The organism is Paracoccus gahaiensis (genome assembly GCF_005048225.1).
GTDB classification, from domain to species: domain Bacteria; phylum Pseudomonadota; class Alphaproteobacteria; order Rhodobacterales; family Rhodobacteraceae; genus Paracoccus; species Paracoccus gahaiensis.
Genome location: NZ_SUNI01000005.1, coordinates 172,383 through 184,004, shown reverse-complemented (window position 1 = coordinate 184,004; position 11,622 = coordinate 172,383). Strand labels below are relative to the sequence as shown.

Here is an 11,622-nt window from a genome sequence, read left to right as displayed (position 1 = left end):
GGACAGGAAAGCCCGCCCTTTCGCCTTGGCGAAAATATCCCGGGGGGAGTCCGCAGGACGGGGGGCAGCGCCCCCCTGCCACCCCCGCCACGGGCACCCCCGCGCCCCCCATTGCCTTGAGCCGGGCTTGCCGCCACTCTGCCGCCCATGACGCTGCGCGCCCGGATCCTTCTCGTCATCGTCGCGATGCAGCTGCTGCTGGTCGGGGTGCTGGCCTTGGGCAGCCTGGACCGGCTGCGCCGCGACATCGCGACCGAGACGCGCATGGGCGCCCAGACCGCGCGCAACCTGGTGCTGGCCACGATCGGCACGATGCAGGGCGCGGTGCCCGCCGACCGGATCATGGCCCGCCTGCCCGAACGCCTGGCCGAGCCGCGCCATGCCCGCATCGGCGTCGTCGACGCGCTGGACGGCACCCTGCGCCAGCCGCCTGGACCGGCCGATCCCGCCGACCGCAGCCCCGGCTGGTTCGCGGCGCTGGTCGCCCCCGACCCGCAGGAAACCCGCCTGCCCGTGGTGATCGAGGGGCGCCCGCGCGGCTATGTGCTGATCACCGGCGACCCGGCCGAGGAGATCGCCCGCGCCTGGCGCGACATGCGCGACCTGATGACGCTGGCGCTTGGCACGGCAGCGCTGCAGGCCGGGCTGATCGCATGGGCGGTGGGCCAGGGCCTGCGCCCCGTCGCCACCATCGCCGCCCGCCTGTCGGACCTGACCCGCGGAGAGCTGGAGGCCCGCATCGGCCCCCTGCCCCAGCCCGACCTGGCGCCGCTGGCGCGTCACGCCGATGCGCTGGCGCAGGCGCTGGAACAGGCCCGGACCGACCGCATCCGCCTGCAGCACCAGATCGTCGCGCGGGGCGACGCCGAACGCAAGGCCATCGCCCGCGACCTGCATGACGAGATGGGCCCCTGCCTCTTCGGCCTTCGGGTCGAGGCCGACGCCCTGCGCGCGGCCGCCCCCGACGCCGCCACCGCCCAGTCCGCCGAGCAGATCGCCGCGATCGCCGAGCAGATCTCGCGCGTGAACCGGGCGCTGCTGAACGACCTGCGCCCGATGGCGGTGGGCCAGCTGCCCCTGCCCGTGGTGCTGGGCGATTACGTCGACGACCTGACGCGCCGCTTTCCCGGCACGGATGTCCGCCTCGATGTCGCCGCAGCCCTGCCCGAGCCCGACGAGGCCAGCGCCCTGACCCTGTTCCGCATCCTGCAGGAGGGTACGACCAACGCGCTGCGCCATGCCCAGGCCGGGCGGATCGACATCCGGCTCTGGACCGATCCGGCGCATTGGCGCATGATCCTGGCCGATGACGGCACGGGCATCGCCGAGGGTCGGCGCGAGGGCGCGGGGCTGACCGGCATGCGCGAACGCATCACGCTTCTGGGCGGCGACCTGCAGATCCGGACGGATGCCTCGGGCACCGTGCTGGAGGCCCGGCTGCCCCGCACGCCCGCAACCAGGAACAGGACGACGACGTGACGAAACGCGCCTTGGTCATCGACGACCACCCGATCACCCATCTGGGCGCCAGCCGCCTGCTGCGCGACCTGGGCTATGATCCGGTAGGCCAGGCCATGTCCGGCGAGGAGGCGCTGGACCAGCTGGCCACCGGCCCCGCGCCCGACCTGATCGTGCTGGACATCAGCCTGCCCGGCGCGGGCGGGCTGGATCTGGTGGGCCCGCTGCGGGAACTGGCGCCGCAGGGGCGGATCCTGGTCTTTTCCATGAACGACCAGACCGGCTTTGCCGCCCGCGCCCTGCAGGCGGGCGCGCAGGGTTTCCTGTCCAAGAACGCGCCTCCGTCCGATTTCCGCGACGCGGTGCGCCAGCTGGAGGCCGGAGAGTTCTATCTGGCCCCCAAGCAGGCCATGGCGCTGGCCACGCTGCGTGCCGGCGCGCCGGACGATCCGCTTGGCGCGCTGTCGGACCGCGAACGGCAGGTGCTGACGCTGATCGGGCAGGGACACGGGCTGCAGGCCATCGCCGACCGGCTGAATGTCAGCTACAAGACCGCCGCCAACACCTCGTCGGCGCTCAAGCGGAAGCTGGGCGTGGACGGGATCAACGGCTTGATGAAATTCGCGCTGGACAGCGGCGTGTGAGGGGGCGGCATGCTGGCATGGTTTTCCACGGATGAGGGCGCCGCGCCCGGGGCGGCGGACCGGCTGATCGAGGATCTGGCGACGGATCTGCGCGCCCGCGGCCTGGCCGTGGCGGGTGCGGTGCAGCGCAACCTGGATCTGGGCCCCGACTGCGCCTGCGACATGGAGATCGTCGTGCTGGGCGATCCGGGCGCGCCGCTGCGCATCTCGCAATCCCTGGGGCCGGGCGCGCAGGGCTGCCGGCTGGACACCGGCGCGCTGGAGGAGGCGGTGGCACGGACCGCGCCGCATCTGGAGGGCGCCGGGCTGGTGGTCATCCCCAAGTTCGGCCGGCAGGAGGCGATGGGCCGCGGCTTTCGCGATCTGATCGGGCGGGCCGCGGCCGAGGGCCAGCCGGTGCTTCTGTACGTGCCGCGCCAGCAGCAGGCGGCCTTCCTGGACTTCGCGGGCGATCTGGCCGTCCGGCTGGACCCGCAGGCGCTGCGGGACTGGTGCCTGGACCGATTCGCGGTCCCGTCTTGACCCCCCTCCCCGAGGTGGATGCCCGGGGGCTTTTGTGCCCCCTGCCCGTCCTGCGCCTGCGCAAGGCGCTGATGGCGCTGCCCCAGGGCGGAATGTTGCGCCTGATTGCCACGGATTCCATGGCCTTGGTCGATGTGCCGCATTACTGCGAGGTGGCGGGGCATGCCATGGTCGCCCTGCGCGATCTGGGTGACGGCGCGCATGAGTTCACGGTCGCACGGGGGCCTTCCGCCCCCTCGGCCGCAGGCGGCCTCACCCCCGAGGATATGTGAGACCGAAGATGACCATGCCCTTCCTCTCTGCCCGCAAGCGGCTGTCGGAACTGTCCGAGCGCGAGATCGTGGCCCTGGCCATCGCCTCGGAGGAGGATGACGCCCGCATCTATCGCAACTGGGCCGCGCATCTGCGCCAGGACTATCCCGCGACCGCCGCCGTCTTCGACGCCATGAGCGCCGAGGAGGACGGCCACCGCCGGATGCTGCTGGAGATCCACAGGGTCCGGTGGGGCGATTCGATCGCGGTCATCCGGCGCGAGCATGTTGCGGGCTATGTCACCCGCCGCCCGGCCTGGATGATCGAGAACCTGTCGCTGGACACGATCCGCGCCGAGGCCGCCGGGATGGAACGGGATGCCGCCGAATTCTACGCCCGCGCCGCCCAGCAAAGCCTGCATGCCCCCACCCGCATGCTGCTGGGCGATCTGGCCGCCGCCGAGCGCGGCCACGAGAACCGTGCGCGCGAACTGACCGAGCAGCTGGTCGATGCCGACAGCCGCGCCGAGGAGGACGCCGTCGCCCATCGCGACTTCGTGCTGACCTGGGTGCAGCCCGGGCTGGCGGGGCTGATGGATGGCAGCGTCTCGACCCTGGCGCCGATCTTCGCGGTGGCCTTTGCCACGCAGGATCCCTGGACGACCTTCCAGGTCGGGCTGGCCGCCAGCATCGGCGCGGGCATCAGCATGGGCTTCACCGAGGCCGCGTCGGATGACGGCGTCGTCTCGGGGCGCGGATCGCCGATCAAGCGGGGGCTCTCGTCGGGGGTGATGACCACGGTGGGGGGGCTTGGCCATGCGCTGCCCTATCTGATCGCGGATTTCTGGACCGCCACGACCATCGCCATCATCGTGGTCTTCGTCGAGCTGTGGGCCATCGCCTGGATCCAGAACCGCTGGATGCAGACGCCCTTCTGGCGGGCCACCTTGCAAGTCGTCGTGGGCGGTGGTCTGGTGCTGGCCGTAGGGGTGCTGATCGGATCGGGCTGACATTCCCCGAAAGGGGGCTGCCGCGTGCTGGAGATCCTGCTGAAGACCCTGCCCTTCTTCGGCCTGATCGGGCTGGGCTGGGCGGCCGCCGCGATGCGCTTCTTCCCGCCCGAGGGCGCGGCCTGGCTGACGCGCTTCGTCTTCTATTTCGCGCTGTCGGCGATGCTGTTCCGCTTTGCCGCCGGGATCGACCTGGGCGCGCTGTTCGACCTGCGATTCGCGCTGGCCTATCTGGGCGGCTCGGCGGTGGTCTGGGCCGCAGGCATCGCGGTGGCCCGCGCGCGCGGCCTGGGCCTGGCCGAGGCCGCGATGGAGGCGCAATGCTGCATGATCGGCAATACCGGCTTTCTGGGCGTGCCCATGCTGGTCGTCCTTTTGGGCGAGCGCGCCGTCGGGCCGGTGCTGATGGTGCTGACCATCGACATGCTGGTGTTCTCGACCCTGATCACGCTGATCGTGCATGCCTCGCGCCATGGCGGCCTGCGGGTCGCGGCGGTGCTGCCGGTGCTGCGCGGGATCGCGGCCAATCCGATGATCCTGGCGATGGTGGCGGGGCTGGCCTGGGGCGGGCTGGCGCTGCCCATGCCCGCGCCCCTGGACGAGTTCCTGGCCCTGCTGGGCGCCGCGGCCACGCCCGGCGCGCTGTTCGCCATCGGCGCCAGTCTGGCGGGGCGCAGCCTGGCGCGGCTGGCCCCTGCCGGCTGGCTGAGCTTTGCCAAGCTGGGCCTGCATCCGCTGGCCGTGGGGCTGGCGGCCTGGGCCCTGCGTGTCGATCCCTTCGCGGCGGGGGTGATGGTGGTGGCCGCCGGGCTGCCGGTGGCGGGGAACGTCTATATCCTGGCACAGCATTTCGGGATCGCGCAGCAGCGCGTCTCGACCGCGATCCTGATCTCGACGGCGGCCAGCATCGTGACGCTGCCGGTGCTGATGGTGCTGATCGGGGTCTGAACGCCGTCAGGGCAGCAGGGTCAGCACCAGCGCCGCGATCCCGCCGATCGCCAGCAGCCCCAGCAGCACGAACAGCCCGTCCCGCGCCAGCAGGCCGAAGGCCAGCAGGCTGACCACCACCCCCATCAGCGACGAGGTGAAGGGGATCAGCTCCAGAAACGGCATGGCCAGCCCGCAGCAGAGGCACACCCCTTGGATGATCCAGCGGATCGGGCGCCGCACCAGCACGGTCAGGCGTTCCGAGGTGATGCGGTCCAGAAACGCCGCCGGGCGGCGCATCCAGTCCAGCGCGCCGCGCACCCGCGCCGAGCCCAGCTTGCGCCTCATCAGGAAGCCCGGCAGCCAGACATGGTCGCGCCCGATCAGCATCTGCGCCGAGATCAGCGCGATCAGCATCCCGCAGACCGACGAGAACAGCGGCACTCCCGACAGGGGCGACACCACTGCCAGCGCCGGGATCATCAGGTTCGGAGGCAGCGAATCCTGGCCCAAGGCCGCGGTGATCTGCGCCACGCTGATCGTCTCGTCCGAGGCGGCCTCGCGGACGCGGTCGGTCATGCCGGTGATGGTCTGGTCGTCGTGCATCGGTCTCTCCTGCCGGGCCGCCGCCCAACGCGGTTGGGCGGCGGACGGTTCGCCCTCAGCTGCGCGGGATGCGGCGGGCAGCGGTCAGCGCCCGGTCCAGCGCCTGCAGGAAGCGCGCCCGGTCGGCCTTGCCGAAACCCGCACCGCCGCCCTGATGGAAGGGATTGGCCTCGCGGATGTCGGCCATCAGGTCGCGCGTGGCCAGGCGCGGGCCGATATTGGCCACGTTCAGCACCTCGCCCGCATGGGTCAGCACGGCGGCCCCCGCCTTGATGCAGCGATCCGCCAGCGGCAGGTCGCTGGTGACCACCACGTCGCCCGGACCGCAGCTGTCCGCGATCCACTTGTCGGCCTCGTCGGGGCCGGCGGCGACGATCTGCAGCCGGACCAGCGGATGCGTGGGCATCCGCAGCCCGCCATTGCAGACCAGCACCATCGGCACGCCCATCCGCACGGCCACCCGTTCGGCCTCGGCCTTGACCGGACAGGCGTCCGCGTCGATGTAGAGCGTCGTCATCAGTCGCGCAGCAGCTCGTTGACCGAGGTCTTGGAGCGCGTCTGCGCATCGACCCGCTTGACGATGACCGCGCAGTAGAGGTTCACCCCGTTCTTGGACGGCAGCGATCCCGACACGACGACCGAGCCTGCGGGCACCTCGCCATAGCTGACCGTGCCGGTCTCGCGGTCCACGATCTTGGTCGACTGCCCGATATAGACGCCCATCCCCAGCACCGAGCCTTCGCGGATGATGCAGCCCTCGACCACCTCGGAGCGCGCGCCGATGAAGCAGTCATCCTCGATGATCGTGGGGCCGGCCTGCAAGGGCTCCAGCACGCCGCCAATGCCGACGCCGCCCGAAAGATGGACGTTCCGGCCGATCTGCGCGCAGGAGCCGACCGTGGCCCAGGTGTCGACCATCGTGCCCTCGCCCACATGGGCACCCAGGTTGACGAAGGACGGCATCAGCACCGCGCCCTTGCCGATGAAGGCCGACCGCCGCACGATGGCCCCCGGCACGGCGCGAAAGCCCGCCGCCCGCCACTGATTGTCGCCCCAGCCATGGAATTTCGACGGGACCTTGTCCCACCAGTTCGACCCCTGCGGGCCGCCCGACATCTCTTCCATGTCGTTCAGGCGGAACGACAGCAGCACGGCCTTCTTCGCCCATTGGTTCACATGCCAGTCGGCGCCGCGCTTCTCGGCGACGCGCAGGCTGCCCGCGTCCAGCTGGCGCAGGGTCTCGTCCACGGCATCGCGGGTCTCGCCGGTGGTGGCGGGGGTGATCTCGGCGCGGGCCTCCCACGCGGTCTCAATGGCTTGTTCCAGGGCTTGGGTCATCGGGGCCTCTTGCTGTTTCGTCGCGTCCGGGTGGAAACTGGTCCCTCAGGGCTATAAGCACCCCTGAAAGCCCGCGCAATCCGCGCCAAGCCGCCCGAGGATGTGATGAGCCAGACGGACGACCGATCCCACCCCCTGCCCGACAGCGCCCAGGATGCCGCCCGCGCCGCCCGTGCGCCCCACACGCCCCAGACCGAGGCGCCGTCCTATCGGCTGGCCTTCTCCGACCCCGATTTCCTGCTGCGCGAGGAATTGCGCCCGGTCCGCCTGCAGCTGGAACTGCTCAAGCCGCAGATGCTGATGGAGGAACACGGGATCAACTCGACCGTGGTGATCTTCGGCGGCGCCCGCATCCCCTCGCCCGAGCGCGCCTCCGAGGCGCGCACCCCCGGACTGGGCGCGCTGTCGCATTTCTACACCGAGGCCCGCGAATTCGGCCGCCTGATGACCGAACGCAGCCTGGCGGGCGGCGGGCATGATCTGGTCATCTGCACCGGCGGCGGCCCGGGCGTGATGGAGGCCGGCAATCTGGGCGCGCAGGATGCGGGCGGGCGGTCCATCGGCCTGTCCATCGTGCTGCCGCACGAGCAGAGCCCCAACGCCTATGTGACGCCGGACCTCTGCTTCAACTTCCACTATTTCGCGATCCGCAAGATGCATTTCCTGATGCGCGCCCGCGCGATCACTGTCTTTCCGGGCGGCTTCGGCACGCTGGACGAGCTGTTCGAGGCGCTGACCCTGATCCAGACCCGCCGCATGGCCCGCGTGCCGCTGATCCTGTTCGGCGGTGATTTCTGGCGCGACATCGTGAACTGGCAGGCGCTGGCCCGCGCCGGCACCATCAGCGAGGCCGATCTGGACCTGCTGCATTTCGTCGAGACCGCCGCCGAGGCCGCCGCCATCATCGACGAATGGCCGACCCCGCAGGCGTGACCATCGGCGAGTTCAACGCGACAGATGGGCAACATAGTCGCGGCGGCGGCGGTCGATGGTGCGGATGACGGAAGTTTCCGCAGCAGCGTCCAGACTGTCTGCCGATCCCCGCGACCATTGGACGCCCGACCTGATACAGCGCGCCGGAACGCCCGCATGGACACTGTCGGGCGCAGTGATCCCGGTGACCACCGAACCCTGCCCGATGACCGAATGGCCGCCGATCTCGCTGCCCTTGGCAATGCTGACGCGCCGCCCGATCCAGACATGGGTATGGATGACGATGTCGGCCTCGAGGTTCACCCGCAAGCCCGAAGCCGCGTCGTAGATCCCATGATGGTCCGATGTCTCGATGGTGACGTCGGTCGAGAACATGCAGTCCTCGCCCACGATAATTTGCCGCCCACCCTTGGCAATGCACAGGATCGAGCCTGTCGTCGACAGCGGCCCGAAGAAGAACAGGCAGCCATCACCCCTCAGACGGATATCCGAAGCCCGCAACTGGCTGAAGCCGCCCAGAAAGACGATGTTGTTGTTGCCCACGATCTCGATGCGGGATCGCACGACGGCGCTTCCATGGCCCCGCCAGAGGCTGTTGCCGTGCCCCTTGCAGGTCATGGTCGCACGACCAGTCACCTCGCCCGCCGAAAGGCTGGTCAGTGGCCCTTGGGCAGATCGCGCGAACCGGTCCAACCCTTCGATCGCCGTTCCCACGCGCAGGGCTGCCGTGGCGATCCTGTCATAGGCGCGCGCCATATCCGTCATTCAAGACCTCGTTTTTCCCTTGGGGTCTTACATCATCCTGATCCCAAGGCATGTCGGATCAGGATGATTCCCGCTCATTAACACAATCAGAAAGTGTATGTGACGGAAAGACTTGCATCTGTCGAATGCCCCCGCCATTCAGATCGCATGAGTGACATGCTGCAAGATCTTGGCTGGCAGCCCTTCTTCGCCGAACAGGTCACCCCCGAGGATGCGGGGCTGGTGCCCATGCGCGTGGCCTCGGTCCACCGCTCGCGGCTGTCGGCGGAAACCGGGGCGGGGCAGGTCCGGCTGGAACTGCCGCTGCACGCGACGACCGCCGATTATGCGGTGGGCGATTGGGTCTTGGCCCATGCCGACACCCGGGTGCTGGCCCGCCGCTTGGACCGCCGCGCCCTGCTGCGCCGCCGGACCGAGGGCGCCGACACCCGCCAGCTGATCGCCGCCAATATCGACACGCTGTTCATCGTGACCTCGTGCAATGACGATTTCAACGCCGCCCGGCTGGAACGCTATCTGGCCCTGGCCAACGAGGCCGGGACCCAGCCCGTGATCGTGCTGACCAAGATCGACAAGGTGGACGACCCCGCCCCCTGGCGCGATCAGGCCCTGGCCCTGCAGCGCGGGCTGGAGGTCGTGCTGCTGAACGCCAAGGACCCCGATGCCGCCACCGTGCTGGCGCCCTGGTGCGGGACGGGCCGCACCGTGGCGCTGGTCGGATCCTCGGGCGTGGGCAAGTCGACGCTGCTGAACACGCTGGCCGACAAGGCCGAGGGTCAGGCCCAGCTGACCGGCGCCATCCGCGAGGGCGACGCCAAGGGCCGCCACACCACCACCGCGCGGTCGCTGCACCCGATCTCGGGCGGAGGCTGGGTGATCGACACGCCCGGCATGCGCACGCTGCATGTGGCGGACGTGGCGGCGGGCCTCGAGATGCTGTTTGCCGAGATCACCGAGCTGGCACCCCTCTGCCGGTTCCGCGACTGCACCCATGCGCACGAGCCGGGCTGCGCCGTGCAGGCCGCCATCGCGGCAGGCACCCTGTCCGCCGAGCGGCTGGAGCGCTGGCGCAAGCTGTCAGAGGAGAATACCGCGAACACCCCGGTCCAGACCGGCCCGCGCGGCAACCGCACGACCATTCCCCGAGGCGGCAAGCGTCGCTGAACCCGGCGCGTCGCCCGGGTGCCCAGTGGTATTACTCGGCAGCCTCGGCGGCGATCTGGGCGCGGGACTTGCGGCCCCGCTCGGTCGCGGATTTCAGCTGGCCGCAGGCAGCCATGATATCCTCGCCGCGCGGCGTGCGGATCGGGCTGGCATAGCCGGCATTGTGGATGATGTCCGCGAATGCATGGATGCGGTTGTTGCTGGACCGCTTGTAGGGCGCGCCGGGCCATTCGTTGAAGGGGATCAGGTTGATCTTGGCCGGAATGCCGCGGATCAGGTCGACCAGGCGATGCGCATCGGCATCGCTGTCGTTCACCCCCGCCAGCATGACGTATTCGAAGGTGATCCGCTCGCTGTTGGTCAGGCGCGGATAATCGCGCAGGGCCGCTAGCAGCGTCTCGATGTTCCAGCGCTTGTTGATGGGCACCAACCGGTCGCGCACCTCGTCGGTGGTGGCGTGAAAGCTGACGGCCAGCAGGCAGCCGATCTCCTGCGCGGTGCGGGCGATCTCGGGAACCACGCCGCTGGTCGACAGGGTGATGCGACGGCGCGACAGGGTCAGCCCCTCGTTGTCCATCACGATCTTCATCGCGTCGCGGACATTCTCGAAATTGTACAAGGGCTCGCCCATGCCCATCAGGACCATGTTGCTGATCAGCCGGGTCTCGTCCTTGGGCGCGCCCTGCACGGGCCATTCGCCCAGATCGTCGCGCGCCAGCATCAACTGGCCCACGATCTCGCCCGCCGTCAGGTTGCGCACCAGCTTCTGCGTGCCGGTATGGCAGAACGAACAGGTCAGCGTGCAGCCCACCTGGGAACTGACGCAGAGCGTTCCGCGACCTTCTTCGGGAATATAGACGACCTCGACCTCGTGGCCGCCGGCGATGCGGACCAGATACTTGCGGGTGCCGTCGCTGCTGACCTGCCGGGTCACGACCTCGGGCAGGGTGATCTGGAAATTCGCCGCCAGCAGCGCGCGATAGTCCTTGGCCAGGTTCGTCATCTGCGCGAAATCGCGCACGCCCCAGTGATAGATCCACTGCCAGACCTGACCGACGCGCATCTTCGCCTGCTTCTCGGGCGTGCCCGCCGCGATCAGCGCATCCCGCAGCTGGTCCCGCGTCAGCCCGACAAGATTGATCGGCCCACCCTCCGGCAGCTTGCGCGGAAGGGTCAGCACATCTTGCGTGATCGGAGCCGCGCCTGCGGCCTGCGGGAATACGACGGTCATGAACCTACCAGAGATCTGCGTGAAAGACCTGCAAATAGACGAAGCGGCGCCGGAAATCAACCGCCGCCGCCTCTTTCATCTTGGCGCAAATATCCCGGGGGGAGTCCGCAGGACGGGGGGCAGCGCCCCCCTTCCAACCTTACTGGCAGCGCTCGCGGGCACTGTTGGTCGCGGCGGTGATACCCGACAGGCTGAACGTGTCCTTGGTCGTCGTCCCGCGCGAGGACCGGCCCGTCACCACGGCGCTCGATCCGGCGCGCAGGGCCGTGATCATCTGCTCGTCATCCGAGGGGCTGCCCGTCCAGGCGCTCTCGCCCTCGGTGAACAGGTCGAAGGTGCGGCCGCCGACATCGACCTCGACCGTCGAATCCGGGGCGAAGGGATAGCCGCCGCTGAACGACACTTCGCCGTTCTGGCCGGGGCGATAGGCGACATACAGGCGGATGTCGCCGCGGGCGACCTCGACCGTCTGGCCGTCGCGGGTGTTCAGCGTCGAGCGGGGGGGCGAGACGGCCCAGCATTCGCGCGGGTTGTCGGCCGCGAAGACGGTCCAGTCCCCCTCGGTCGCCACGACGTTGCTGGATTCTTGCGCAACCGCCGTGCCCAGAGAGGCGATCAGGACAAGGCTGGCGCCCATGCCGCGCAGGGTGGTGGTCATCATGCTGTGGTCTCCTGCCATTCATTTCGCCACGTCAAGCAGCGTTCTTCCTGATTGCTGTGGTCTTTTCAACCATCTGTCGTCAGGATATCGAAAATCGCCGCCCGTGGAAGGC

The 11,622-nt window shown here is 69.5% G+C and carries 14 protein-coding genes; 8 read left to right on the top strand and 6 right to left on the bottom strand.

Features of this window, described 5'->3' with window-relative positions; translation table 11 throughout:
- The first annotated feature begins 147 nt into the window (after positions 1–147).
- Genes FA743_RS08530 through FA743_RS08505 form a run of 6 tightly spaced genes read left to right on the top strand, consistent with a single transcriptional unit; the run spans position 148 to position 4,833 of the window.
- Positions 148–1,479, top strand: coding sequence for a histidine kinase (locus FA743_RS08530; protein WP_136885565.1), 1,332 nt, complete (start codon positions 148–150; stop codon positions 1,477–1,479).
- Positions 1,476–2,102: a response regulator gene (locus FA743_RS08525; RefSeq protein ID WP_136885564.1), complete on the top strand. Its 627-nt coding sequence runs from the start codon at positions 1,476–1,478 to the stop codon at positions 2,100–2,102. Before FA743_RS08530 ends, FA743_RS08525 begins: the two co-directional genes overlap by 4 nt.
- A gap of 9 nt (positions 2,103–2,111) precedes the next feature.
- Positions 2,112–2,624 carry a DUF2478 domain-containing protein gene (locus tag FA743_RS08520; protein WP_136885562.1) on the top strand — a complete coding sequence of 171 codons (513 nt, stop codon included), beginning with the start codon at positions 2,112–2,114 and terminating at the stop codon, positions 2,622–2,624.
- Positions 2,621–2,896 carry a sulfurtransferase TusA family protein gene (locus tag FA743_RS08515; RefSeq protein ID WP_136885560.1) on the top strand — a complete coding sequence of 92 codons (276 nt, stop codon included), beginning with the start codon at positions 2,621–2,623 and terminating at the stop codon, positions 2,894–2,896. The genes FA743_RS08520 and FA743_RS08515 overlap by 4 nt, the downstream gene beginning before the upstream one ends.
- A 14-nt stretch (positions 2,897–2,910) precedes the next feature.
- Complete coding sequence (gene mbfA, locus FA743_RS08510; RefSeq protein WP_136885682.1) at positions 2,911–3,885, top strand: iron exporter MbfA; 975 nt, start codon at positions 2,911–2,913, stop codon at positions 3,883–3,885.
- Positions 3,886–3,909: 24 nt separating this feature from the next.
- Positions 3,910–4,833, top strand: coding sequence for an AEC family transporter (locus FA743_RS08505; RefSeq protein WP_136885558.1), 924 nt, complete (start codon positions 3,910–3,912; stop codon positions 4,831–4,833).
- A gap of 6 nt (positions 4,834–4,839) precedes the next feature.
- Here the strand turns inward: FA743_RS08505 and FA743_RS08500 are convergent, their stop codons facing one another.
- Genes FA743_RS08500 through dapD form a run of 3 tightly spaced genes read right to left on the bottom strand, consistent with a single transcriptional unit; the run spans position 4,840 to position 6,756 of the window.
- The gene (locus FA743_RS08500) at positions 4,840–5,418 is read right to left on the bottom strand and encodes an exopolysaccharide biosynthesis protein (RefSeq protein WP_136885555.1); all 579 of its coding nucleotides are present in this window, start codon (positions 5,416–5,418) and stop codon (positions 4,840–4,842) included.
- Between the two features lie 55 nt (positions 5,419–5,473).
- Positions 5,474–5,935 (bottom strand): YaiI/YqxD family protein, encoded by a 462-nt coding sequence (locus FA743_RS08495; RefSeq protein ID WP_136885553.1) that lies wholly within the window; start codon positions 5,933–5,935, stop codon positions 5,474–5,476.
- Complete coding sequence (dapD, locus tag FA743_RS08490; RefSeq protein ID WP_136885551.1) at positions 5,935–6,756, bottom strand: 2,3,4,5-tetrahydropyridine-2,6-dicarboxylate N-succinyltransferase; 822 nt, start codon at positions 6,754–6,756, stop codon at positions 5,935–5,937. Before dapD ends, FA743_RS08495 begins: the two co-directional genes overlap by 1 nt.
- 105 nt (positions 6,757–6,861) lie before the next feature.
- On the opposite strand from dapD, the gene FA743_RS08485 reads away from it, so the two are divergent.
- On the top strand, positions 6,862–7,689 hold the full coding sequence (locus tag FA743_RS08485) for an LOG family protein (protein ID WP_136885549.1): 828 nt from the start codon (positions 6,862–6,864) through the stop codon (positions 7,687–7,689).
- Positions 7,690–7,701: 12 nt separating this feature from the next.
- On the opposite strand, the gene FA743_RS08480 is transcribed toward FA743_RS08485, so the two are convergent.
- Positions 7,702–8,454 carry an LbetaH domain-containing protein gene (locus tag FA743_RS08480; RefSeq protein ID WP_136885547.1) on the bottom strand — a complete coding sequence of 251 codons (753 nt, stop codon included), beginning with the start codon at positions 8,452–8,454 and terminating at the stop codon, positions 7,702–7,704.
- Between the two features lie 156 nt (positions 8,455–8,610).
- On the opposite strand from FA743_RS08480, the gene rsgA reads away from it, so the two are divergent.
- Positions 8,611–9,618, top strand: coding sequence for a ribosome small subunit-dependent GTPase A (gene rsgA / locus FA743_RS08475; protein ID WP_246054892.1), 1,008 nt, complete (start codon positions 8,611–8,613; stop codon positions 9,616–9,618).
- Between the two features lie 31 nt (positions 9,619–9,649).
- Here the strand turns inward: rsgA and rlmN are convergent, their stop codons facing one another.
- Together rlmN and FA743_RS08465 are read right to left on the bottom strand one after the other, a co-directional pair.
- On the bottom strand, positions 9,650–10,849 hold the full coding sequence (gene rlmN / locus FA743_RS08470) for a dual-specificity RNA methyltransferase RlmN (RefSeq protein WP_136885544.1): 1,200 nt from the start codon (positions 10,847–10,849) through the stop codon (positions 9,650–9,652).
- Positions 10,850–10,988: 139 nt separating this feature from the next.
- The gene (locus FA743_RS08465; protein WP_136885542.1) at positions 10,989–11,510 is read right to left on the bottom strand and encodes an invasion associated locus B family protein; all 522 of its coding nucleotides are present in this window, start codon (positions 11,508–11,510) and stop codon (positions 10,989–10,991) included.
- Positions 11,511–11,622 lie beyond the last annotated feature (112 nt).